The sequence below is a fragment of the Pseudomonas sp. Pseusp88 genome, assembly GCF_047303955.1.
In the GTDB taxonomy this organism is placed as follows: Bacteria; Pseudomonadota; Gammaproteobacteria; order Pseudomonadales; family Pseudomonadaceae; genus Aquipseudomonas.
Map to the genome: position 1 here is coordinate 17,145 of NZ_JBGLYM010000023.1, position 23,214 is coordinate 40,358.

General features: G+C 60.4%; 16 protein-coding genes. 2 read left to right on the forward strand and 14 right to left on the reverse strand.

The genetic code is table 11. From position 1 onward, the window contains the following. Positions 1–74: 74 nt before the first annotated feature. The 11 genes from ACCD02_RS23445 to ACCD02_RS23495 all read right to left on the reverse strand — a co-directional run bounded on the left by ACCD02_RS23445 (position 75) and on the right by ACCD02_RS23495 (position 17,062). Positions 75–1,700 (reverse strand): phosphoethanolamine transferase, encoded by a 1,626-nt coding sequence (locus tag ACCD02_RS23445; RefSeq protein ID WP_413307203.1) that lies wholly within the window; start codon positions 1,698–1,700, stop codon positions 75–77. 254 nt (positions 1,701–1,954) lie between these two features. Further along, positions 1,955–3,442 carry an ArnT family glycosyltransferase gene (locus tag ACCD02_RS23450; RefSeq protein WP_413307419.1) on the reverse strand — a complete coding sequence of 496 codons (1,488 nt, stop codon included), beginning with the start codon at positions 3,440–3,442 and terminating at the stop codon, positions 1,955–1,957. A 49-nt stretch (positions 3,443–3,491) separates the two neighbouring features. Beyond that, a complete protein-coding gene (locus tag ACCD02_RS23455; protein WP_413307206.1) occupies positions 3,492–3,782 on the reverse strand; it encodes a lipid-A-disaccharide synthase N-terminal domain-containing protein in 291 nt (96 codons plus the stop codon). Further along, positions 3,779–4,522 (reverse strand): glycosyltransferase family 2 protein, encoded by a 744-nt coding sequence (locus ACCD02_RS23460; RefSeq protein WP_413307209.1) that lies wholly within the window; start codon positions 4,520–4,522, stop codon positions 3,779–3,781. Before ACCD02_RS23460 ends, ACCD02_RS23455 begins: the two co-directional genes overlap by 4 nt. 49 nt (positions 4,523–4,571) lie before the next feature. Beyond that, positions 4,572–5,549 carry an NAD-dependent epimerase gene (locus ACCD02_RS23465; RefSeq protein ID WP_413307212.1) on the reverse strand — a complete coding sequence of 326 codons (978 nt, stop codon included), beginning with the start codon at positions 5,547–5,549 and terminating at the stop codon, positions 4,572–4,574. Between the two features lie 310 nt (positions 5,550–5,859). Next, positions 5,860–8,376, reverse strand: coding sequence for an alpha-glucan family phosphorylase (gene glgP, locus ACCD02_RS23470; protein ID WP_413307214.1), 2,517 nt, complete (start codon positions 8,374–8,376; stop codon positions 5,860–5,862). 174 nt (positions 8,377–8,550) lie between these two features. Continuing rightward, complete coding sequence (locus ACCD02_RS23475; protein WP_413307217.1) at positions 8,551–11,043, reverse strand: phosphoketolase; 2,493 nt, start codon at positions 11,041–11,043, stop codon at positions 8,551–8,553. Positions 11,044–11,130: 87 nt separating this feature from the next. Continuing rightward, complete coding sequence (locus ACCD02_RS23480; RefSeq protein WP_413307219.1) at positions 11,131–12,240, reverse strand: ABC transporter permease; 1,110 nt, start codon at positions 12,238–12,240, stop codon at positions 11,131–11,133. Position 12,241: 1 nt separating this feature from the next. After that, positions 12,242–14,968, reverse strand: a complete 2,727-nt coding sequence (gene rbbA, locus ACCD02_RS23485; protein ID WP_413307222.1) for a ribosome-associated ATPase/putative transporter RbbA — start codon at positions 14,966–14,968, stop codon at positions 12,242–12,244. Continuing rightward, positions 14,965–16,041: an HlyD family secretion protein gene (locus ACCD02_RS23490; RefSeq protein WP_413307224.1), complete on the reverse strand. Its 1,077-nt coding sequence runs from the start codon at positions 16,039–16,041 to the stop codon at positions 14,965–14,967. The genes rbbA and ACCD02_RS23490 overlap by 4 nt, the downstream gene beginning before the upstream one ends. Before the next feature lie 217 nt (positions 16,042–16,258). Continuing rightward, entirely contained in the window at positions 16,259–17,062 is an 804-nt protein-coding gene (locus ACCD02_RS23495; RefSeq protein ID WP_413307227.1) for a class II aldolase/adducin family protein, read from the reverse strand. 197 nt (positions 17,063–17,259) lie between these two features. On the opposite strand from ACCD02_RS23495, the gene ACCD02_RS23500 reads away from it, so the two are divergent. Together ACCD02_RS23500 and ACCD02_RS23505 are read left to right on the forward strand one after the other, a co-directional pair. Next, complete coding sequence (locus ACCD02_RS23500; protein WP_413307229.1) at positions 17,260–18,852, forward strand: FAD-dependent oxidoreductase; 1,593 nt, start codon at positions 17,260–17,262, stop codon at positions 18,850–18,852. Next, on the forward strand, positions 18,849–19,196 hold the full coding sequence (locus tag ACCD02_RS23505) for a 4Fe-4S binding protein (protein WP_413307232.1): 348 nt from the start codon (positions 18,849–18,851) through the stop codon (positions 19,194–19,196). Before ACCD02_RS23500 ends, ACCD02_RS23505 begins: the two co-directional genes overlap by 4 nt. A gap of 128 nt (positions 19,197–19,324) precedes the next feature. Here the strand turns inward: ACCD02_RS23505 and ACCD02_RS23510 are convergent, their stop codons facing one another. The 3 genes from ACCD02_RS23510 to ACCD02_RS23520 all read right to left on the reverse strand — a co-directional run bounded on the left by ACCD02_RS23510 (position 19,325) and on the right by ACCD02_RS23520 (position 23,180). Further along, a complete protein-coding gene (locus ACCD02_RS23510) occupies positions 19,325–21,256 on the reverse strand; it encodes a putative bifunctional diguanylate cyclase/phosphodiesterase (RefSeq protein ID WP_413307422.1) in 1,932 nt (643 codons plus the stop codon). 316 nt (positions 21,257–21,572) lie between these two features. Continuing rightward, positions 21,573–22,235 (reverse strand): ATPase, encoded by a 663-nt coding sequence (locus ACCD02_RS23515; protein ID WP_413307235.1) that lies wholly within the window; start codon positions 22,233–22,235, stop codon positions 21,573–21,575. A 150-nt stretch (positions 22,236–22,385) separates the two neighbouring features. After that, positions 22,386–23,180, reverse strand: a complete 795-nt coding sequence (locus ACCD02_RS23520; protein WP_413307238.1) for a DeoR/GlpR family DNA-binding transcription regulator — start codon at positions 23,178–23,180, stop codon at positions 22,386–22,388. Positions 23,181–23,214 lie beyond the last annotated feature (34 nt).

Genomic DNA, 23,214 nt, shown 5'->3' on the forward strand with positions numbered 1-23,214 from the left:
GGCTGGCGATGATCGTTTTGTACACGGGCGGCGCTCTCCAAAAAGCCGTAGCGCGCCGCCCGATCAGCGCTGTGTCAGGCGCCGGGGCGGCAGGTACGGAAAATATCCAGCTTGGGCTGATAAACCGAGGTTTGTACACCAAACAGACCGAGTACCGAGTGAAACATGTAATCGTGACTCAAGTCCTTGTCGTCACGCTTGGCCTGCAGGCAGCCCCGGTCCACGGCGGCATTGGCCAGGGTCGAGTTGCCGAACCACATCACCATCGGCACATGTACCTGGGCCTCAGGGGCAATGGCATAAGGCGCGGCATGCAGGTAGACACCATTCTCACCCAGGGATTCGCCATGGTCGGAAACGTAGATCATGGAGGTATCGAGTTTGTCCTGGTTCTGTTGCAGCAGGCCGATCACCTTAGCCAGGAAATGGTCGGTGTAGAGAATGGTGTTGTCGTAGACATTGACCAGCTCTTCCTTGCTGCAACTGCCCAACTGATTGGTGTGGCAGACCGGCTGGAAGCGCTCCATGGCTTTCGGATAGCGATCAAAGTACTCGGGGCCGTGACTGCCGTCCGAGTGCAGGACGATGATGGCATTGTCCTTGAGGCTATTGATGTAATCCTGCAGACCCACCAGCAAGGACTCGTCCAGGCAGTTATTGCCGTCACAGAACTCGCTCGGCTGGGTCTTGGGAATGTCCTTGTTCGGCACGCGCAGGCAGGTGCCCTTGCAGTCGCTGTTGTTCTCCAGCCACAGCACCTGCACCCCGGCACGCTGCAGGACGTCCAGCAGGCCTTCATAGGTCTTGCCTTTCTTGTCGCTGTAGTCGGTGCGCGGGAACATCGAAAACATGCATGGCACCGACACTGCCGTCGATGTGCCGCAGGAATGCACCTGGGTGAAATTGAGGATGTCGAGCTTCTTCAACTCCGGGTTGGTCTCACGCTCATACCCATTGAGGGAAAAATGATCAGCACGGGCCGTCTCACCGACAACGAACACCATCAGGCTTTTCTTCGGTCGGGCCAGGGTCGCCGCGCTAAGGGTGGCATCCTCACCAATGGCCTGGATCTTGACGTTTTCCTTGATGGCGAAACGTGACTTGGCCAGTTTGCTGGCCGCATAGATGTAGTTGGTCGGGTTGATGAAATGGGTCAGTTTGTCTTCCTGGCGGAAGATCGGCGCGTAGGTCGAATAAAACGCGCCGACCGAGACAGCCACCACCACAATACAGCCGACACAGACCAACAGCTTGTTCAGCAGGCCGCGGAAAAACGGCCGATAGGTCACAGGCGTCAGCCAGATGGCAATCACTGGCAGCACCCCCAATACCAGCAGATAGCCGAACAACTTGGGGCTGAGCAACGCGCTGGCTTCGCCGGGGTTGGTTTCCAGGACGTTCTGCATCATCACCGTATCGATGGCGATGCCGTAATCGTTCATGAAATAGGCGGCCGCCGCCGAACACAGGGCGATAATGCTGAGTACAGGCTTGAGCAGCGGACGGAACGAAACCAGGGTCAGCAACAGGGTAAAGGTGGCCCAGAGAAACAGGCCGAAGGACAGCTGAAATGCCAGGGCTTTCACACCCTGCAACTCCATCAGGCTGGTCAGGGCCTTCCAGCTTGCCAGGTTGTACAAAACCACCAGAGCCAGGGAAAACAGCAGGACCATGCGGGTAGAAGTAATGCGCTTGAACATCCAGATCTCCTGTACCGGAATGCGGGCGAGCACATTTCCCTGTGCCCAGCCAACCGTCGATTGCATCGCCGAACATCCCCCCACACAAAAACACCGTCACAGGCAAACGCTCCCGCCGATATCGACCGGGGGAGCGGTCGTATCGAAAGGAGCGAAAGCTGGACGGTGCAGCGAGACGGGTTACGGATGAACGCCGATCAAAGCGCGTTAATTTACAGGAGTGTTTGTCAAAAATATGTAATACCCAATGACCTTCAGTCCTTGAACAAAACCTTGTTCCAGACATACCGATAAGTCCGCGACGCCGGCGCCGGATTGCACTGGCCATTGTCGGCATCGGCCCCGACCAGAAACCATTCGGCCCTGGAGGTATGCCCGACCTGCCGGGCCTTTGGCAGCAGGAAGCAACGCTCCAGATCACGAGCCGGCACCAGCGCCACGGCCTGAAGATGATTGCGCAGGTACAGAGCGGCCTGATCCGTGGTAGAGCCCTGCATAAAGCCGAAATGAATGATCGGCTGACGGGCAAACAGCCAGTGCCCTTCGCGCCAGCCGGCCAGCACCAGGTCAGCGCCGCCGGACATCTGCGCCGCATCCTCCATCAACTCATCGTGGGGGTTGCGTCCGTCCTTGATCGGCTCGATAAAGCCCCGGGCGAACCAGGCACAGAACCACACCACTACCACCACCGGGAAAACCCGACGCAGCCATGGCCAACGGGAAAACCAGCGCTTGAGCAGCCAAGGCAGCAACGGCGCCGCCACCAATACCAGAGCCGGCAATGCCGGGAAGATGTAGATCTTGCGCTTGCCAGTGCTCAGCGCAAAAAACACCAGCACCAGTACCACCCAGCCCAATAGCACCAGCACGCGGCCGTCATGCTTGAGCAGTTGTTTGCGCCAGGCCGGGACCAGCCAGGGCAATGCCAGCACCAGTGGCATCCAGTACTGCGGAATGACATTGGTCAGGAAGTACCAGAAGGGCTCCTTATGCTCCCACGCCCCGGCATAGCGATCGGCCGTCTGGTGCAGCAGGATGTTCTTCAGATAGGCGATCGCGTCGGCATCGCCGTTCAGGGCCACGCTTATGCCAAGCGGCAACAGCCAGACCGACACTGCAGCCAGCAGGGCCAGCAACCCCAAGGCCCAGCGGCCCGCCTGACCCGGCATCACGGCTACACCGGACCAGCCCTTACGCACGGCATAGGCGTAGGGGATCAGCATCAGGATCGGCAGGAAACCCACGCCTTTACTGATAATCCCCAGGCCCATGGCCGCACAGGCCACATAGAACCAGCCCCACGCCGGGCCGAGCAGTAAATGACGAACCATGCCGTACAGGCCAAGAGCGATCCACAAGGCCAGGAAGCTGTCGATCTGCCCGACCCGCAGGATACTGTAGGTCTGATAGGTAGCCAGGAACAGCAGCGCGGCGATCACCCCGATGCGGCGATTCCACAGACGCGCGCCCAGATCATGCAGGCAGGCCGTCGTCACTACCGCCGAGAGCAGTCCCGGAATGAACAGGGCAATCTTCGGCAGACCGGTCAGCCAGGTGAACAGCATGATCACCCACATGAACAGCGGCGGCTTGTCCGGGTAGATCTCGGCCGCACGGTGCGGGATAAACCAGGAACCGTCCTGCAACATCTCCAGGGCCACGCCAAGAAAGCGCTCCTCATCGACGTTGTACGGCTGACGCAGGCCAAGACCGGCAGCGATCAACAACAGCGCCAGCAACATCAGCCCCCAGCGCTCGATATTCAGGGAATACTTGCCCCGGAAAAAATACTCAGGCACCGGGTTCTTCCTGCTGGTTTTTCTGACGGGCGATCAATTGCAGATTGCGCAGATAAACAATAAAACCGAAGGACTGCCCGGCGATAAACACCGGGTCCTGGCGATAGATGGCATAGGCCAGCAACAAGGCGCTGCCAACGATGCTCAAGTACCAGAAGCTCACTGGAATAATGCTGCGCTTCTTGTATTCGCTATACAGCCATTGCAGGACAAAGCGCCCGGTAAAGGCCAATTGCCCGGCGAAACCCAGGGCCAGCCAGAGACTTTCACGGCTGAAGTTCATGGCTGCACCTCCCGCGGTACGGCATCCAGGCGAGTACGTCGGATCAACCACCAGACCCCGGCCAGATCGAGAATGCCGACCAGTGCCCGATCGAGATTACCGTACTTGGACACCCCGGCCTGACGATGGCGATGGTTGACCGGATGCACGCGCATTTCGCCGTGATGACGGCGGATCAGCGCCGGAATGAAGCGATGCATATGGTCGAAATACGGCAGGCGCAGAAAGGCATCGCGCTCGATCAGCTTCAACCCGCAACCGGTGTCAGGCGTTGCATCCTTGAGCAGACGGCTGCGCAGGCCATTGGCAAAGCGCGATGCCCAGCGTTTGCTGGCACTGTCACGACGGTTGACTCGATGGCCGGCCACCAGTTTGATTCCGCCAGTTTGCCCTTCGCTGCCACGAACCAGCGCGAGCATGCCGGGAATATCTGCCGGGTCATTCTGTCCGTCACCATCAAGTGTCGCCAGCCAATGCCCACGAGCAACCGTAGCCGCGTGCCAGACCGAAGTACTCTGACCCAGGGAGCGCTCGTGACTGAGAACGCGCAACTGGTTAAACCCGCATTCCTTTAACGCACGCAACTCGGCCAGCGTCTCATCGGTACTGCCATCATCGACGACTATTACTTCGTAGAATTCATTGGCCAGGGCGGTACGAATTTCCTGCAACAACGGCGGCAGATTGCTCGCTTCGTTTTTCGCCGGAATCAACACGGAAACATAAATAGCGTCGTTCATGGGTTACCTGAATAAATGTTCTGGTATTAAGTGCGATCAATAAACAGCATCAGGCACGATGAAAGTCCCGATACCATTCGACGAAACGTTCGACCCCTGTTTCCACACTGACCGCAGGGCGAAAATCGATCAACTGCGCCAGTTCGCTGATATCGGCCCAGGTCCGCAGCACCTCGCCCGGTTGCATGGGCAACGGATTGATCTTGGCCCGCAACCCAAGTGCGCCCTCAATACACTCGATAAAATGCAGCAACTTCACCGGCTCGCCACGGCCAATGTTATAGATCCGCCCTGGTACAACTTGCCCGTCCGCCGCCAGTGGCGGGCGCAATCGCAGGCGCATGATGCCTTCGACAATATCGTCGATATAAGTGAAATCACGGGACATCTCGCCACCGTTGTACACATCGATGGGCCGGCCATCGAGAATCGCCCTGGTGAACTTGAACAATGCCATGTCCGGCCGCCCCCAGGGGCCGTAGACCGTAAAGAAACGCAAGCCGGTCATGGCAATGCCGTACAGATGGGAATAGGTAAACGCCATCAGCTCATTGGCACGCTTGGTCGCGGCATACAGCGACGCAGGGCGTTCCACAGCGTCGGCAGTGGAGAACGGCATACGCTCGTTGAGCCCATACACCGAACTGCTGGAGGCGTAGACCAAATGCCCCGGCCGGTACTGACGGCAGGCTTCAAGAATATTGAGAAAGCCATTCAGATTGGACTCGGCATAGACCTGAGGTTGCTCCAGTGAGTAACGCACACCGGCCTGGGCCGCAAGATGAATGACTTGGGCGAAAGCAGTGTTCTTGAACAGAGTGAACAAGGCATCCTTGGCGACAATATCAACTTTATGGAAACTGAAAGTTGAATAACTTGCCAATTGCCCCAGGCGCGCCTGTTTAAGTTCGACGCTGTAATAGTCGTTGAGATTATCGATACCCACCACGGCCACGCCTTCCTCACACAAGCGCCTGGCCAGATGAAAACCAATAAATCCCGCAACGCCGGTGATTAATACCGTCATGCCTTCCCCGTCGGCACGCCGTGGCGTCCGATATAGAAATCCGTCAATAAAAGAATGCAAGACAACTGTTCAGAAACAGCGCAAAGACTGCTGAAACAACTGTAAAAATTGTGTCACTGATTTATGACGTTTGGATGAAGATTAGAGGGGAGTGAGATGACAGGCGCCAGGTCATCAAAACCAACACCATCCATAGCGTTGGAATCATCTCTGCAGGAGGTGCCGAAGGCTGCGAAAGCGGTGTATGCAGGCAGATTCATTCGCAGCCTTCGGCACCTCCTGTAAAAATCTCATTTCAGTAAGCACGAGCCTACCTGTGCCAGGCAATCAATCCCACCTCCAATGGCACCGACAACCCGGCACTGGCGTCGGCGATCACCCGCGCCGTGTAGTCAGAGTCCGGGCGGTCATCCGGTACTTCGCCGCGATAGACCGACAAGCCACCGGCCTGGGCGGTAGGATCCAGGCGCAGGTCCCAGGCCTGGGCCGGGCCGCCGTTGCGGGTTTCGGCGTAGAGCTGTACCCGCAGGTGTACCGGCGACAACCCGGCCAGGTCCATGCTCAGGCTTGCCCGATAGCGCCCGTTGCCGGGGGACATTTCCAGAGTCTGAAAGCGGATGGCGGACCAGTGGCTGTGCAGATCCTCGCGGACCTGGGTCAGTTGCCGGGCCAGTCGGCTGTGTTCCTGGATACGCTGACGGTAGGCCGCAGCAGCGGGCAGGTAGTAATGCTCGGTGTACTCACGCACGGCACGGTCAGCGGAAAATTGCGTCACCAGCGTCGCCATGCTCGCACGCATGCGGCGGATCCATTGGTTCGGCACGCCCTGCCCGTCCCGCTCGTAGAATGCCGGGACCACCTGTTGCTCAAGCAGCTCGTACAACTGGTCGGCATCCCTGGCGTCGAACTCCGGACCATGTTCAGCACCGTCGCCGATCCCCCAACCAACCTCTTCCGTACAGGCCTCGGCCCACCAGCCATCGAGCTGAGACAGGTTCAGGCCGCCGTTGGCGAGGATTTTCATGCCGCTGGTGCCGCTGGCTTCCCATGGCCGACGCGGCGTGTTGACCCACACATCCACGCCCTGCACCAGATGCCGCGCCACACGCATGTCGTAGTCCTCGAGAAACGCCACCTTGCCACGCACGTCCGGTCGTTCGATAAAGAGTTGCCAGTCGGCAATCATTTGCTGGCCGACCTTGTCCGCCGGATGGGCCTTGCCCGCCAGCAGCAGCTGCACTGGACGACCCGGCTGATTGAGGATGCGCACCAGTCGTTCAGGATCGCTAAGCAGCAGATTGGGTCGTTTGTAGGTAGCAAAGCGCCGGGCAAAACCCAGGGTCAGCACCTCGGCGCTGAACAGGCCGCCCAGCGCCTCGATATCGTCCAGGGCCGCACCATGCACGGCCGCACTTCGCGCCAGATGAGTGCGAACAAACTCGATCAGCCAGGCCCTGGCCTGTTGGCGATGACGCCAGAGATAGGCATCGTCGACCCGCTCCAGGGTTTCGCTGACACGCAACTCGCTCATACCCAGCCAAGGCAGTTGTTCGCCATGCAGGGCCTGCCAGTGTTGCTCGGCTTCCCGGGAAATCCAGGTCGGCAGATGAACACCGTTGGTGACATGGCCAATCGGCACCGCTGCCAGCGGCCAGCGCGGAAACAGGTTATGAAAGATCTGCCGACTGGTCGCCCCATGCAACTGGCTGACGGCATTGACCGCTCCGGCGCAACGAGTGGCAAGAAACGCCATGTTGAACGGTTCGCTGCTGTCCTCGGGGTTCTGCCGCCCCAGGGCCAGAATCGCTGCCAGGGACTGACCCAGTTCATGCTCGATGTAGCGTCCCAGGTATTTACCGATCAGCTCTGCCGGAAAACGGTCAAATCCGGCCTCCACCGGCGTATGTGTGGTAAATAGATTGCCGGCGCGGGTGGCGGTCAAGGCTACCGCGAAATCCACCCGATGGGCCTGCATGTAACTGCGGGCCCGCTCCAGCATGGCAAAAGCCGCATGCCCCTCGTTGAGATGGCAGACTTCGGGCACATACCCCGCCGCTTCCAGCAAACGCCAGCCAGCGATGCCGAGCACCATTTCCTGGCGCAGGCGCATTTCCAGGTCGCCGCCGTACAACTCACTGGTGATCAGTCGTACCGGCGGCGGATTGGCCGGGTCATTGCTGTCCAGCAGTAACAGACGATTGCGCCCCACCACCGCCTGCCAACCGCGCAGCCAGACCGTCAGCCCCGGCAGCTCCACGGCCAGGCGCAACAGGCTGCCATCCGGACGCAGCAACGGCTCAATCGGCAACTGGCGACTGTCATTGACCGGATACAGTGCCTGCTGCACGCCATGCAGGCCGACTTCCTGACGGAAATAACCGTGCTGCCAGAGCATCCCCACCGCCACCACCGGAACGCCCAGGTCACTCGCGGCCTTGAGCTGATCACCGGCGACGTTGCCCAGGCCGCCGGAATAGATCGGTAATGCCTCGCTGAGCATGTACTCCATGGAGAAGTACGCCACACGGGTCAATCCGGGTGTGTGCGGTCGATTCTCAAACCACGTCGGGCGGGCCAGCAACTGCCGATGCTCCTCGGCCACCTGCTGGACCCGGCCATGAAAATGGCTGTCAGTAAGCAGCACGCCGATGCGTTGCTCCGAGACCGCGTTGAACACCAGGCACGGGTTATGGGTCAGCTCCCACAAGGAGTTGTCGAGGGTGCGCCACAGGTCATCGTTGAGGCTGGACCAGCGAATGGATTGATCGAAGGCCAGCTGACGCAGGGTCAGATAGCCTGGATCACCGTGGTTGTCCTGGTTTGACATGGTCGCTCCCCAAACACATCAGAATTGAAATGCGCCTTGTGGGACCGGCTTCAGCCGGGAAGACGTCGGTATATCCGATAAATATTCATGGCCTGGAATATTGCCTTCCCGGCTAAAGCCGGTCCCACAAATCAAGTCCCACAGGCAGTTCGCTACAGAGCTGGGTTCGCTTACTCAAGCATCAGTAAACAACTGCCCCCGACTCTGCCCCCTGGCCAGTGGCGGCGGGCTGTCCGGCTGGCTGAAATCGTCGGTCCAGTGCCAATTGCGGATTTCCGGCATGTCCTGGAAATGCTCGCGAATATAGGCGTCATGACGGCGCAGCTGGCTTTCGAAATAACTGATGGCCTCCAAAGCCTGCTGACGCAGGTGCGGAATATGCTCCAGAGCGTCGATGGCCAACTGATAACGACTCATGCGATTGAGCACCACCATGTCGAAGGGCGTAGTCGTGGTGCCACGATCGGAGAAACCGCGCACATGGAAGCGCGCTTCGTTGGCCCGGCCATGGACCATGGAATGGATCACCCAGGTCGAGCCGTGGAAGGCGAACATCACCGGTACTTCACGGGTGAACAGCGCCTCGAAGGATGCGTGATCCATGCCGTGGGGACGGTCCTGAGGACTGGAAAGAATGCCCAGGTCCACCACATTGACCAAACGCACGCGAATGCCCGGCACATGTTTGCGCAACAGCCAGGCCGCAGCCACCGCTTCGGTGGTCGGTACGTCCCCGGCGCAGCCCAGCACGATGTCGGGCGTACCGCCGTCATTGCTGGCGAAGTCCCAGATCGAAGCCCCCTGGGAGCAGTGCTTGAGCGCGGCGTTGAAGTCCAGCCACTGGAAGTCCGGCTGTTTACCACAGGTCACCACGTTGACGTAATTACGGCTGCGCAGGCAGTGGTCAAAGACATTGACCAGACAATTGGAATCCGGCGGATAGTAGACCCGCACCACGTCGGCCCGGCGTTGCAGGACGTTGTCGACAAAGCCGGTGGACTGGTGGCTGAAACCATTATGGTCGTTGCGCCAGGCATGGCTGGTGAGGAGGATATTCAGCGATGCAAGGGGCCGCCGCCACGGGAATTCCCGGGCCTGCTGCAACCACTTGGCATGCTGGGTGACCATGGAATCCACCACCTGGGCGAAGGCCTCGTAGGTGGACCACATGCCGTGGCGACCGCTGAGCAGATAGCCCTCCAGCCAGCCCTCGCACAGATGTTCGCTGAGCACTTCCATCACCCGGCCGTCCCGGGCAAGGTGTTCGTCCAGCTCCAGCAACGGCCCGCTGGCCGTGCGCTCGGTGGCCTCGAAGACCGCGTTGAGGCGATTGGAGTTGGTTTCGTCCGGGCCGAACAGGCGGAAATTGCGCGGATTGGCGCGAATCACATCGCGCAGGTATTCGCCCAGTTTGCGCGGCGCCTCGGCAATCACCTGCCCAGGGCCAGGTACTTCCAGACCATAGTGAGCGAAGTCCGGCAGGTCCAGCGCGGTCAGCAGGCGCCCGCCGTTGACGTGAGGCACAGCGCCCATGCGCAGCGGTGCCGGCGGGGTCAGGGCTTGCAGCTCGGGGACCAGGGCGCCATTGTCATCGAACAGGGTTTCTGGCGAATAGCTGCGCAGCCAGCGCTCCAACAGGACCAGATGCTCGGGGTTTTCGATGACATTGGCCAAGGGCACCTGATGGGCGCGGAAGGTGCCTTCCACTGGTACACCATCGACTTCCTTGGGCCCGGTCCAGCCCTTGGGGCTGCGCAGGATGATCATCGGCCAGCGTCCCCGGGCGACATTGCCGAAGTCCCGGGCCGCACGCTGGATATCGCGGATATCGCCATAGGCCTGGTCGAGGGCGGCAGCAAAGCGTTGATGCATGCCCGGCAGGTCGTCCCCGGCAACAATGATCGGCTCATAGCCGCGACCACGGTACAGGTCGAGCAGATCGCTGTCGGCCATCCGCGCTTCCACGGTCGGCCCGGAGATCTTGTAGCCATTGAGATGCAGGATCGGCAGCACTGCACCATCGCGCAGTGGATCGAGGAAACGAATGCTTTTCCAGCTGCCTTCCAACGGGCAAGTCTCGGCCTCGCCATCGCCAATCACACAGGCCACCAGCAGGTCCGGATTGTCGAAGGCCACGCCAAAGGCATGCACCAGGGCATACCCCAGCTCACCGCCCTCGTGCAACGAGTTGGGCGTGTGGGGTCCGCAGTGGCTGGGTACCCCTCCAGGCGTGGAGAAACTGCGGAAGAAGCGCAACATGCCGTCGCCATCGGCGCGGATATCGCTATGCACTTCGCTGTACGTGCCTTCGAGCCATGCGCAGGCATTGAGGGTCGGGCCGCCATGGCCGGGACCGGAGATATACACCACCTCACTACGTTGCTCACGGATCAGGCGGTTGAGGTGCACATAAATGAAATTCTGCCCGGCCGAGGTGCCCCAATGCCCGAGCAGGCGCGGCTTGATATGCCCGGCCTGCAACGGCTCGCGCAACAGGGCATTGGCCTTCAGGTAGATCTGCCCGACGCACAAGTAGTTGGCGGCATCCCAATAGCGCTGCATGTTGCGCAGCAGTTCAGGGCTCAGCGGCCCTGCCTGGGGCGAAGGTGGCGCTGGCGCGGTGGACGCCAGATCGGCGCTGGACAGCAACGAATTGAAGATGTACATGACGGCTCCTTTGAAGGGCGTAGTAAAAACTTCAGATGTGCAAGGGTAGACGCTGGAACGAGCGGGCGGCGCTCCAACGAGCATCAGTCAATTCAATGAGCGGCGCAGCCGCGACAACGCCACGCCGAAAAACAGACTGCCAATCACGGCAATCGCCAACAGTTGCGGCCAGACAATGCCAATGGACGCACCACGGAACAGGATCGCCTGGCTCAACTCGACAAAATGGGTGGTCGGCGCCGCGAGCATGATCTTCTGAACCAGCTCGGGCATGCTTTCGCGCGGGGTCATACCGCCGGAAAGAATCTGCAACGGGATCAGGGTCAGGATGATCAGCAGGCCCAGTTGCGGCATCGAACGCGCCAGGGTGCCGAAGAAGATGCCGATGGAAGTGGTAGCGAACAGGTGTAGCGCAGCGCCAGCGAGAAACAAAAGGAACGAGCCATTGATCGGAATCTGCAACCACTGCCCCACCACCAGTCGCACCGAAAGGGCCGCCGCCACCAATACCACCAGGGCCATGGACCAGACCTTGGCCAGCATGATCTCGAAAGGCGTCACCGGCATGACCAGCAGATGCTCGATGGTGCCGTGCTCGCGTTCGCGGATCAGTGCCGCGCCGGTAAGAATGATCGAGAGCATGGTGATCTGGTTGATCACCTCGTTGATCGCGCCGAACCAGGTCGCCACCAGATTGGGGTTGAAGGCCATGTGCACCACGGCATTGGCTTCGTCCGGCTCGACGCTTCGATAATGGCGCAGGAACTCGGCCACTTCGGTACCGATGATCTGCTGGATATACCCGGCGCCGGTAAAGGCCTGGCTGATCTGAGTGGCGTCAACGTTGATCTGGATGGTCGGCTGCCGACCGGCCAGGACGTCCTGTTGCAGACGCGGCGGAATATCCAGGGTGAAGGTATAGACACCGGAGTCCATGCCATGGTCGATCTGGCCGTAATCGATATCTACCGGTTTCAGGAAGTACGGCATCTGGAAGGCATTGATGATCTGCAGGGACAACGGCGAACGATCTTCATCGATCACACCGATGGTGGCGCGATGAGGCGACTCCGGGACCTTGGTCGCAGAGGAATACACACCAATGGTGAAGGAAAACACGATCAACAACAGCAAGGCCGGGTCGTGATACAGGCTGCGCAGTTCCTTGATACCCAGTTGCAGGATATTGGAGAACATCTCAGTCCTCCTGCTGCTTGAGGCCGACAACGCTGAACAGCGTCAACAGCGGAATGGCCAGCAGCAGCGGCAAGAAATACAGATACAGGTCAGGCAAGCCCAGCGCTTTGGAGAACACCCCGCGGCTGATGGTCAGAAAGTGTCCGGTGGGATAGATATTGCCGATCACCGCACCCATGCCCTCCAGAGACGACACCGGATTGAGCAACCCGGAAAACTGGATCGCCGGCAGCAGCGTGGCAATGGCGGTGCCGAAGATCGCCGCGATCTGGCTCGACAGAATCGACGACATCAACAGCCCCAGACCGGTGGCGCAAATCACGTAAACCAGCGCACCGAAGGTCAGGGTCAGCAGACTGCCCTTGACCGCAACACCGAACACCAGCAACGCCAGGACCAGCATCACCAGAAAGTTGATCATGCCCAGGGCGATATAGGGCAGTTGTTTGCCCAGCAGGAATTCCAGGCGGGTTACAGGGGTGACATACAGATTGGTGATCGAACCCAGCTCTTTCTCCCGCACCACGCCCAGAGCCGTGAGCATCGCCGGGATCAGCATCAGCAACAGCGGAATCACCGCCGGGACCATGGCCGGCAGACTCTGCACATCGGGGTTATAGCGATAGCGCAAGGCAATATCCAGCGGTCCGCTATCAACCCGCCCGGTGGTTTCGAATAGCCGCTGCTGCAACCAGGCACTGTGGATACCGGCGACATAACCGCGAATGGTTTCGGCGCGAGTCGGCATCGCACCGTCGATCCAGAAACCGATTTCGGGATGACTGCCGCGATCAAGGTCGCGGCCGAAACCGGGAGGAATCTCCACTGCCAGGCTGATCTCCCCACTGCGCAAACGCTGATCAAGATCGTCGTAGTCACGCAGCGCGGTTTTTTCCGTGAAGTAGCGCGACCCGGCGAGGTTAAGGGCATAGCCCTGGCTGGCGCCGCTGTGATCGCGGTCGAGTACTGCGTATTTGAGGTTCTCTACGTCCAGGTTGATGCCATAGCCCATGATCAGCATCAACAAGCCGCTGCCAATCAACGCCAGGGTCGCCCGCAGAGGATCGCGACGCAGTTCCATGGCTTCGCGCTGGCTGTAGCTGAACAGACGGCGCAAGCTGAAACGAGCAGTATTGACACCAGGGGTCGTGGCATTCACAGGTGCCGCGACTTCGACAGCGGCCTGTTGAGGTGGCGCGACATCCTGCAGATAGGCGATAAAGGTTTCTTCCAGGGTCGGCAGACCGCGTTTGGCCATCAGTGCCTGGGGCGTATCGCTGTCCAGCACGCGCCCGGCATGCATCATCGAGATACGGTCGCAGCGCATGGCTTCGTTCATGAAGTGAGTGGAGATAAAAATCGTCACCCCCTCCTCCCGCGACAATTGCACCAGCAACTCCCAGAAACTGTCCCGGGCCACCGGATCGACCCCGGAGGTGGGTTCGTCGAGGATCAGCACTTCCGGGCTATGAATCACCGCCACTGCCAGGGACAAACGCTGACGTACACCCAGAGGCAAGTCGTTGGGCATCTGTTCGGCCACAGCGCCGAGATCGAAACGCTCAAGCATTGCCTGCACCCGCGCCCCGCGTTTCTCGGCTGGCAGGTGAAACAGCCGGGCGTGCAGTTCCAGGTTCTGCAACACGCTCAGTTCGCCATACAGGGAGAACGCCTGGGACATATAACCGACCCGGCGCCGGGTCTCGATATCTCGCGGGTCCACGGTCTGGCCGAACAACAGCGCCTGGCCTTCACTGGCCGGTTGCAGCCCGGTGAGCATTTTCATGGTGGTGGATTTGCCGCAGCCATTGGAACCGAGGAAACCGAAAATCTCCCCGCGCTCGATGCGGAAGTCGACGTGATCCACCGCGACGAAGTCGCCGAACCGACAGGTCAGGCCATGGGCTTCGATAGCCGGAGCCGAGTCCTGTCGCTTGCGTGGCGGGATGCTCAGGGCATGGTGCCCTCGGCGTTTCTCTTCCGGGAGCAGGGCGATAAAAGCCTGTTCCAGGCTCTCGCTGGCGGTGCGTTGCAGCAGCTCGGCGGGGCTGCCGGTGTCGAGAATCCGCCCGTTATCCATCGCCATCAACCAGTCGAAGCGCTGGGCCTCATCCATATAGGCGGTGGCGACCAGTACGCTCATGCCAGGCCGACTATGGCGAATTCGTGCGATCAGATCCCAGAACTGGCTGCGCGCCAGCGGATCGACGCCTGTCGTGGGTTCATCGAGGATCAACAGATCCGGGTCATGGATCAAGGCGCAACACAACCCGAGTTTCTGCTTCATGCCACCGGAAAGCTTGCCTGCCGGGCGCTCACCAAAACCGTCCAGGCCGGTACTGCGCAGCAATTCGTCGATGCGTCGGCGACGCTCGGTCACGCCTTGACCAAACAGGCGGCCGAAGAAGTCCAGGTTTTCGAACACGGTCAAGGTTGGATAGAGGTTCTTGCCCAGGCCCTGAGGCATATAGGCGATGCGGGGGCAGACCTGGCGCCGATGGCGGCTGTCGGCCATATCACCGCCCAGCACCTGCACCGAGCCGGACTGGATTTTGCGCGCTCCGGCGATCAACGCCAGCAGGCTGGACTTGCCAACGCCGTCAGGCCCGATCAGGCCGACCATGCGATTGGCCGGGATCGCCAGGCTGACGTCCTGCAAGGCCGTGGCCTTGGCATAATGCAGACTGACCTCCGTCAGTTGCACCACCGGCGCGGTATCGCCGGTCATTGCGGCACATTGATCTGAAGCTGCGCAGGCCACTGGGCGTCGCCATCCAGCTTCAGGTAAGCCACGCCGGGCAGGCCGGTCTTGACCTGATTCAAGTGTTTTTCCAGCAACTGCCGGTCAATCCGCGCCTTGATGCGGAACATCAGTTTTTCCCGCTCGCTGGCGGTTTCCACGGCCTTGGGGGTGAACTGGGCGACACTGGCCACATAGCTGACCCTGGCCGGAATCACATACTGCGGCGCAGCATCGAGAATCAGCCGCACATCGGCGCCCAACGCCACGCGCCCGGCCTGGGCGGTGGGCAGGAAAAAGGTAATGTAGACATCGTTGAGATCGACCAGATTCAGCACCTTGCCGCCCGCAGCCAGGACCTCCCCCGGCTGCGCCACGCGGTACTGCACCCGCGCCTGACGATCAGTCTTGAGCTGGCTGTCGAGGATATCGGCCTGCAGGCGCTCGACCGCAGCCTTGAGCGCTTCGACACTGGATTGAGCTTCGATGACCTGAGACTTGGCGGCAATGATCGCCGCCCTGGCCGACCATACCTGGGCCCGGGCCGACGCTACCCCAGCCTCTTTGGCCTGCTGCACGGCGAGGTCATCGTCCAGTTGCTGGCGCGCAACGGCATTGTATTGAATCAGTTGATCGGTGCGGCCATAACGCTTTTGCGCGGCGGTCAGTTCTGCCACCCGTTGGTTGACCGTGGCTTCGGCGGCATTCTTCTCGTTCTCGCGCTGCTCGACCACGGCCTGGGCGGTGAGTACAGCATTGTCGGCCTGACGCACCTGGGCCAGGGCCTGATTCAACTGTGCCTGCAGCACCTGGATATCCATGGTCGCCAGGACTTGCCCTGGCTGGACGAAATCACCCTCGTCCACAGCCACTGTCATAATCCGCCCGGCCAGCTTGGTGGCGACATCGATCTCCGTCGCCTCGATACGGCCATTACCGCTGGCAAAGCCATCGCCAAGGCCCTTTGGCCGCAGCTCCATCCAGATCCACACGGCAAGCACGACGATAACCGCTGCTGCCACGGCATAGCGGATCCAGGCTTTCTTACTGACCGGGGGCATTCACACTTCCTTGGTTTTCAACGCGGCGAGGTCGAAGGGCATGGCTGTGGTTATAACAGCCCGCCCCCCTCCCTGCCATTGATCCAGGTCATCTTTTGCGAGCGCACCCGTTGGAGCGAGGCTTGCCCGCGAAGGTCTCATTGCTATTGTCCTGCCGCACCGCATCATCGTTCTTCGCGGGCAAGCCTCGCTCCCACGGACTCTGGCCTGCTCCCCCTTAGAGCTTGTATTCGGTATCGCTGCGCTCCAACTGCCGAATCAGCGCATTCCAGTGCCGCGCCACGCCAGGGCTGTTGCCATCCTTGAAGGCCTTGGCCTGTTGTTCGACCTTGGCCACCACTTCGGCGGGCGGGAAGATCAGTTCGGTATTGCCCGCCGTCTGCGCCGCGATCTGGATATTGCAGGCATATTCGAGGAAGTGCAGTTGATGGAAGGCATGTTCGACACTGACACCCGCCGTCAGCAGGCCATGGTTGCGCAGGATCATCACGCTCTTGTCGCCCAGGTCCGCCACCAGACGCTCGCGTTCATCCAGGTCCAGGGCCACGCCTTCATAGCCGTGGTAAGCAATGCGTCCAGAGAAGCCGAGGGAGTGCTGGGAGATCGGCAACAGGCCGTCCTTCTGCGCCGATACGGCAATACCGTCACGGGTATGGGTGTGCAACACCGCCTTGAGGTCCGGCCGCGCGGCATGAATCGCGCTGTGAATCACATAGCCCGCATGGTTGATGCCCAAGCCGGTCGGGTCGTCGACAATGGTGCCGTCGATATCGACCTTGACCAGGTTGGAAGCAGTGATTTCGTCGAACAACAGCCCAAAGGCATTGATCAGGAAATGCTCCTCCGGCCCCGGCACCCGCGCCGAAAAGTGCGTGTAGATGTGGTCGGTCCAGCGCTTGAGCGCCGCCACCCGGTAAGCCGCCGCGAGCTTGACCCGCACCTCCCATTCTTCTGCCGAAACCCGGTCACGTACGCTTCCGTCTTGATGGGCGGGCAGATTCAAAGCACTGACATTACTCACGAAGCATTACTCCTATAGGGGCCGACTGGTCTGATGGAGCAAGACTATGCGCATAAGAAAACGATTAAAAAGCACATTTACTTCTAAGCTAATTATTAAAAAATAGAATATTAAAAGCAGAAGACATGCTTAGATTGCCAGCCCGACCGCCCACCACGCGGAGGTAATTCCAACCTTGGTGCGTGTGTGGAGCCGGCATGAACGCTTTATCGTCTCGATCCCTGTTGCTTGACCTTGAGACCGATGTACTGATCATCGGCGGCGGCCTGGCCGGCACTTGGGCCGCCGTCGCGGCAGCCCGCGAGGGAAGCCGGGTGATTCTGGTCGACAAGGGCTATTGCGGGACCAGTGGCGTAACAGCCACTGCAGGCCCCGGTCACTGGTGGGTACCGCCCGAGGGACGCGAGGCCGCCATCGACAAACGCCTGGGCAGCGCCTTCGGCCTGGCGGATCGCTCGGTGATGGCCCGCGCTCTGGACACCACCTGGCGCAGCCTGCCGAGCATCAACGATTACTACCCCTTCCCCCGTAACGAACAGGGCGTGGTGCAGTACCGCGGCCTGCGCGGTCCGGAATACCTGCGCGGCATGCGTCGCCTGGTGCTGGACAGCGGCGTGACCCTGCTCGACCACTGCCCGGCCCTGGAACTGCTGCGTGACGATCACGGCGCCATTGCCGGTGCCCGAGGCTGGCGCCGCCAGGCCGGTGGAGGCTGGCGGGTGCGAGCTGCCGCAACGGTCATCGCCAGCGGCGGCTGCGCCTTTCTCTCGCACTTGCTGGGCAGCCACAGCAATACCGGCGACGGCTACCTGATGGCCGCCGAGGCCGGTGCCGAGCTGTCGGGCATGGAGTTCTCCAACTACTACGGAATTGCGGCGGCGGGCAGCAGCATGAGCCGCTCCATGGTCTACACCTTCGGTGATTATTTCGACGCTGCCGATCGGCTGCTGGACATCAGGCAAGGACCGGGCTTTACCGAAGAACTGGCCCGGGCCCTGTTGCAAGGCCCTGTCTACTGTCGCCTCAATCGCGTGCCGCAGGCGATCCGTGCACAGCTTCCCAGCGTACAGCCCAACCTGATGCTGCCGTTCGACCGCCAGGGCATCGACCCGTATACCCAGCGCTTCCCCGTGACCCTCCACGCCGAAGGCACCATACGCGGCGTCGGCGGCGTGCGCGTCATTGATGAGGACTGTCAGACCAGCGTGCCCGGCCTGTTCGCCGCCGGAGATGCAGCCAGCCGAGAACCCATCGCCGGGGCCACCTCAGGTGGTGGTGCACAGAATTCGGCGTGGGCCTTGTCCAGCGGACAGTGGGCCGGAGCCGGCGCCGCTCGCCTGGCCCGGCAGCGTAAAGCCACCCGGGGACCATTGCGGGGCCTGGGGCTGGAAGCAGTAAAACAAGGCCCGCAACTGGACAGCGCGGCACTGATCCGACAGATCCAGGCTGAAGTACATCCTCTGGACAAGAACCTGTTTCGCAGCGGCGCCCAACTCGAGCGCTCGTTGCAGGCACTGGATTCGGTATGGGACGCCGTGCGCCACGGCTCGTTCAACACTGACAATCCCCTGCGCGCCCGGGAAACCCTGGCCATGGCGGCCACTGCCCGCTGGTGTTACCTGGCCGCCGAGCAACGCCGGGAAAGTCGCGGCATGCATCAGCGCAGCGACCTGCCGGGCCATGCCCCAGGCTTCGACGCCCACCTGCGCATCGGTGGCCTCGACCGCCTCTGGACTCGCCTTGATACCTTGCCTCAAACCCTGCCCTTGCCGGAGATCGCCCTGCCATGATCGAACTGATCTATTCCGACCTGTGCAATGGCTGCGGCCAGTGCGTCACCGTCTGCCCGACCAACGCGTTGAGTCCAGGCCCGGACGGCGTGCCGCTGATAGCCGAGCAGTCGGCCTGCCAGACCTGCTTCATGTGTGAGCTGTATTGCGCCCAGGATGCTCTGTATGTAGATCCGGACTGCGAACACCCCCATGAACTTGACCCACAGAAAATCCGCGCGAGCGGCCTGCTCGGCCAGTACCGGCGGGATTCAGGGTGGGATGAATGGGCCGACGATCCGCGTCATGCCAACGAGCATTGGCGCATGGACGGAATTTTTGCCCTGGCACGAGGGGCGGGCTGACAGCGTAACCTTGTGGGACCGGCTTCAGCCGGGAGGGCCCCGTCTCTGCCAACGGAGATGCGGCGGATGTACCGGCCCCTTCCCGGCTAAAGCCGGTCCCGCCGGGCCTCAACAACACCAGGCACGCCTTACGCCCTCACCCCTTCCCGCTCCTGACTGAACCACGCCTGGATATGCTCAGGCGCAATCGGTCGCGAGAAAAAATAACCCTGCACCAGAGTGCATCCGAGGCTGGTCAGGGCATCGAGTTCATCTCGGGTTTCCACACCCTCGACAATACATTCCAACTGCATGTCCAGGCTCAGGGCCACCAGGGATTTGACGATCTTGTAGCTGGCTGGTTTTTCATGCAGCCCGGTGACGAAGCTGCGGTCAATCTTGATTTTGGTAAAGGCCAGGGAGTGCAACTGGCTGAGGCTGGAATAACCGGTGCCGAAGTCGTCCAGGGAAATCCCGCAGCCCAGCCCACGCAAGCGGTTGACCGCACGCTGCACCTGGGCAAGGTCCTGCATCATCGCCGTTTCGGTGATCTCCAGGTCCAATCGCCGCGGGTCGAAACCGCTTTCGAAAATGACCTGAACAATCTGCCGCGCCACATCGTCAGAGGCGCAATCGTGGGCCGACAGATTGAATGACAGGCGAATATCCTCCGGCCATTCACGGGCAGCCAGCAGCGCCTTGCGCAGCAGTGGCGGGGTCAGGCGGTTGATCATGCCGATGCGCTCGGCCACCGGAATGAACCGGTACGGCGAGACATCCCCCAGTTTCGGGCTGTGCCAGCGCGCGAGGGCCTCAAAAGCCACAGTGCGCTGGCTCGGCAAGTGGATCACCGGCTGGAACACCAGGCTGAATTCCTGCTCGATATCGACCCGGCGCAAGGCCTGCTCGGTAACGCCGTCCTGCAACAGCTGCCGATGGTGGTCGGCGGTGAACATCGACATCGTGCCTCGATGGTTGCGCTTGCTGTGGTACAGGGCGTAGTCGGCGTGCTCAAAGGCTTCGGTGGCGTTGGAGGCCATGTCCGGGAAGGTAGCGATACCCAGGGAGCAACTGATCTGCACCGGCAGGTCGGTAAGCATGAAGGGTGTCGACAGGGCAATACAAACCCTCTCGCCAAACCGCACCAACGCCCCGTCGCTGGCGTCGTTCCCTATGATCAAAGCAAACTCGTCGCCGCCGAGCCGGGCCAGATGCATACCCGGCGCAAGCAGCCCTAGCAGGCGCTGGCCGACCTGCTCCAGCAGGTGATCGCCGACACGGTGGCCGTATTGATCATTGACCGGTTTGAAGCCGTCCAGATCAATGATGCCCACCGCAAGCCGGGTATTGCCCGCCTGGGCCCGGACCATCTCACGATCCAGGGTGCTGAAGAACTGTCGGCGATTGGGCAGTCCGGTAAGACTGTCCTGATTGGCCAGGCGCAGGTTCTCATCGCTCAGCTCCTGAGCGGTGACCTGGGCGTCGATAAGGCGGATAAACGCACGGTAATGGTTGTTGAGAATCACCAGCATGGCGATGGACACCAGTGCCACGTTCAACGCCATGGCGATAAAGGTGCTGTCACCGGTGGCCGAGAAAAAAACCACGAATACCACGTTGACGATCACAGCTGTGGTCTGGGCGGCCGGGCGCAGGTGCATCATGCTGAAGATCACGCTGATGACCGTGATCGCCATGTAAAAGGCCACATGGGACTGGGCATAGGCGTCGCCGTAGGGAAACAGCGCCAGCGACCAGAGGGTGAAGAGAATTGAGATAGGCGCAACCAGTTTATTGGTGCGGGTCAGGCTGCGCAGGATATGTTCCGTGCCGGGGTCGGTATCGCGGGCATACAGCCACAGCCAGGCTCGACCGCCGCAGATCAGAGTCAACAATGACGGGACATAGATCACCAGCCAGTTCGGCGCAGTGCTCATATGGGTAAAGGCCAGTGCCCAGGTATTGACCAGCAGAATCAGGTACATCAGCGGTAACTGGCGCGACAGCGCGATGTACTGAGCCTTGAGCAACCGAGGATTATCACTCGGCAGGGCCATGAGCGCCTGCCACTTCTTGAGCAGTCCGGTCTTTATCAAGATGACCTCTCTGGCCTCGTCAATGGAGCACGACCTGTGCGCAAGCGCCCATACACATTCTTAGGAGGTAGGACAGCGTGATGGCCAATTAGTGTCATTGAAGATATATGACATAGCTAGCGTATGGCTATTGTCTGTATGTCGGCAGGAACTTCGGATTCTGGAGGGATTTAAGAGGCCGGAAAAATGGGTGGGAGCGAGGCTTGCCCGCGAAAAGTTTTGTAAACCCGCTAAAGTATGTCTCGGATGCACTCACTTCTTCACGGGCAAGCCTCGCTCCAACGCGATGCATTTCAATGCTTCAATTCACCTGGGCCACCTGCCCCGCCGTCACCAACGCCTTGAGCGAAGCATCGAACTGTTTCAGGGCCTGGACTTGCAGGGTACGCTGCTGGTCGATCTGCGCGGCGATTTCAGGAGCCGCCTTACCGCGAACCCAGACCGAGTCCAGTTGCTTGCCGCCGAAACCTTCGGCCTTGCCGATGTATTGCAGGTTGGCGTCGTAGAACTTGGCAACGAAACGCGCCTCCACCTGAGCATTGCGCTGGGTTACCAGACGGTTGTAGGTGTCCAGCATCACCACCACGTCAGGACGGGCCTGCATCAGCGCGTCGAGATTGTCATAGACGGTCACAGTGGCGAATTCTTTCTGCAAGGAACCTTTGAGCCAGTCGATCGCCAGTTTCGGGTCGGAGCTATTGATGAAAGCGTTACGAATCCGCGAGTCGAGGCTACCGTTCGGGCTGTTGACCGCAGTGGCGTGGTAGCGCTCCAGGTATTGCAGATTGCTCACGGTGTTTTCGCTGTACAGCACGCCGACGGACTGCGTGCGCTGCAGGCCCAGGCTGCTGTCGGCCATGGGCATCAGGTGGCAGGCGGCATCTTCGGCAGCGGAGACGGGTGCAGTGGCGGCGAACGCGCCGGTCAGGACAGCGACAAGTGTCAGCAGGGTTGAAATTCTCATCGCATAGTTCCTTCAAAGCAGGTTCGGTATGGCGCTTATCCTCCTCCTTTGCCGGAAAAACAGAACTTGCATTCTTTAATGGTCACTATCGATTGAACAGATGATTGACTATCGCACTCTGAAATAACTCAAGGGCTATGACCTCAGGGTTCAGGCTCCTTCGCCGGTCAGTACCACTTCGATGCCCTGGCGCTGATAATCCGCCAGGCTGCCCGCCCCATCCAATCGCTCGCTGAACAGCAGATGGATACGACTGCACGGCGCAACCACGAACGGCTCCACCGCTCCCAGCTTGTCCGCTGTGGTCACGGCGATCACGTGGGAGGCGCTGTCGATCATCGCCTGCTTGATAGGCACCTCATCGAAATGCAGGGAACTGATGCCGACTTCCGGGTGAATCGCGCAAACCCCGGTAAACAACAGGTCCGCCTTGATCCCCTGAATCAGGCGCAGGGTTTCATTGCCACAGGCCGACATCGTCGCCGGGTGCAACTGACCGCCGCCCATGATCACCTTGATACCGGCGTATTCGGAGAGCGTAATGGCGATCATCGGCGACGCGGTCACCGCAGTGATGCGGATATCGAGTGGCAACGAACGGGCAATCTGCAACGTGGTGCTGCCCGAATCGAATATTACGATCTGCCCCTCTCGCACCTCCTGGGCCGCGCGCCGGGCCAGATGTCTTTTCACCTCGCTGGTTTCGCTGATACGAGTGAAGTAATCCTTACCGGTGTCCCGCGGCCGCGGCAGCGCCCCGCCGTGAACCCGTTGCACCAGACCGGCATTGGCCAGCTCGGCAAGGTCGCGGCGGATTGTGTCCTCGGAGACAGCGAAATGCGCCCCCAGCTCGGAGGCCATGACCTTGCCGTCACGTTCGAGAATCAGCAGGATTTTCTGCCGACGCAAATGGGGAAGCTCGGCAGCGGAGTGTTGGTTTTGCATGTTTACGCCTGTTTATGCACGATTATGCAAGATT

Excerpts from the sequence above, each read along its gene's own strand:
- ACCD02_RS23480 (WP_413307219.1), bottom strand. The coding sequence starts at position 12,240 with ATGTTCTCCAATATCCTGCAACTGGGTATCAAGGAACTGCGCAGCCTG.
- ACCD02_RS23475 (WP_413307217.1), bottom strand. The coding sequence starts at position 11,043 with ATGTACATCTTCAATTCGTTGCTGTCCAGCGCCGATCTGGCGTCCACC.
- ACCD02_RS23455 (WP_413307206.1), bottom strand. The coding sequence starts at position 3,782 with ATGAACTTCAGCCGTGAAAGTCTCTGGCTGGCCCTGGGTTTCGCCGGG.
- ACCD02_RS23445 (WP_413307203.1), bottom strand. The coding sequence starts at position 1,700 with ATGTTCAAGCGCATTACTTCTACCCGCATGGTCCTGCTGTTTTCCCTG.
- ACCD02_RS23465 (WP_413307212.1), bottom strand. The coding sequence starts at position 5,549 with ATGACGGTATTAATCACCGGCGTTGCGGGATTTATTGGTTTTCATCTG.
- ACCD02_RS23490 (WP_413307224.1), bottom strand. The coding sequence starts at position 16,041 with ATGCCCCCGGTCAGTAAGAAAGCCTGGATCCGCTATGCCGTGGCAGCA.
- ACCD02_RS23460 (WP_413307209.1), bottom strand. The coding sequence starts at position 4,522 with ATGAACGACGCTATTTATGTTTCCGTGTTGATTCCGGCGAAAAACGAA.
- ACCD02_RS23500 (WP_413307229.1), top strand. The coding sequence starts at position 17,260 with ATGAACGCTTTATCGTCTCGATCCCTGTTGCTTGACCTTGAGACCGAT.
- glgP (WP_413307214.1), bottom strand. The coding sequence starts at position 8,376 with ATGTCAAACCAGGACAACCACGGTGATCCAGGCTATCTGACCCTGCGT.
- ACCD02_RS23520 (WP_413307238.1), bottom strand. The coding sequence starts at position 23,180 with ATGCAAAACCAACACTCCGCTGCCGAGCTTCCCCATTTGCGTCGGCAG.
- rbbA (WP_413307222.1), bottom strand. The coding sequence starts at position 14,968 with ATGACCGGCGATACCGCGCCGGTGGTGCAACTGACGGAGGTCAGTCTG.
- ACCD02_RS23450 (WP_413307419.1), bottom strand. The coding sequence starts at position 3,442 with ATGTTGCTGGCGCTGTTGTTGATCGCTGCCGGTCTTGGCCTGCGTCAG.
- ACCD02_RS23515 (WP_413307235.1), bottom strand. The coding sequence starts at position 22,235 with ATGAGAATTTCAACCCTGCTGACACTTGTCGCTGTCCTGACCGGCGCG.
- ACCD02_RS23505 (WP_413307232.1), top strand. The coding sequence starts at position 18,849 with ATGATCGAACTGATCTATTCCGACCTGTGCAATGGCTGCGGCCAGTGC.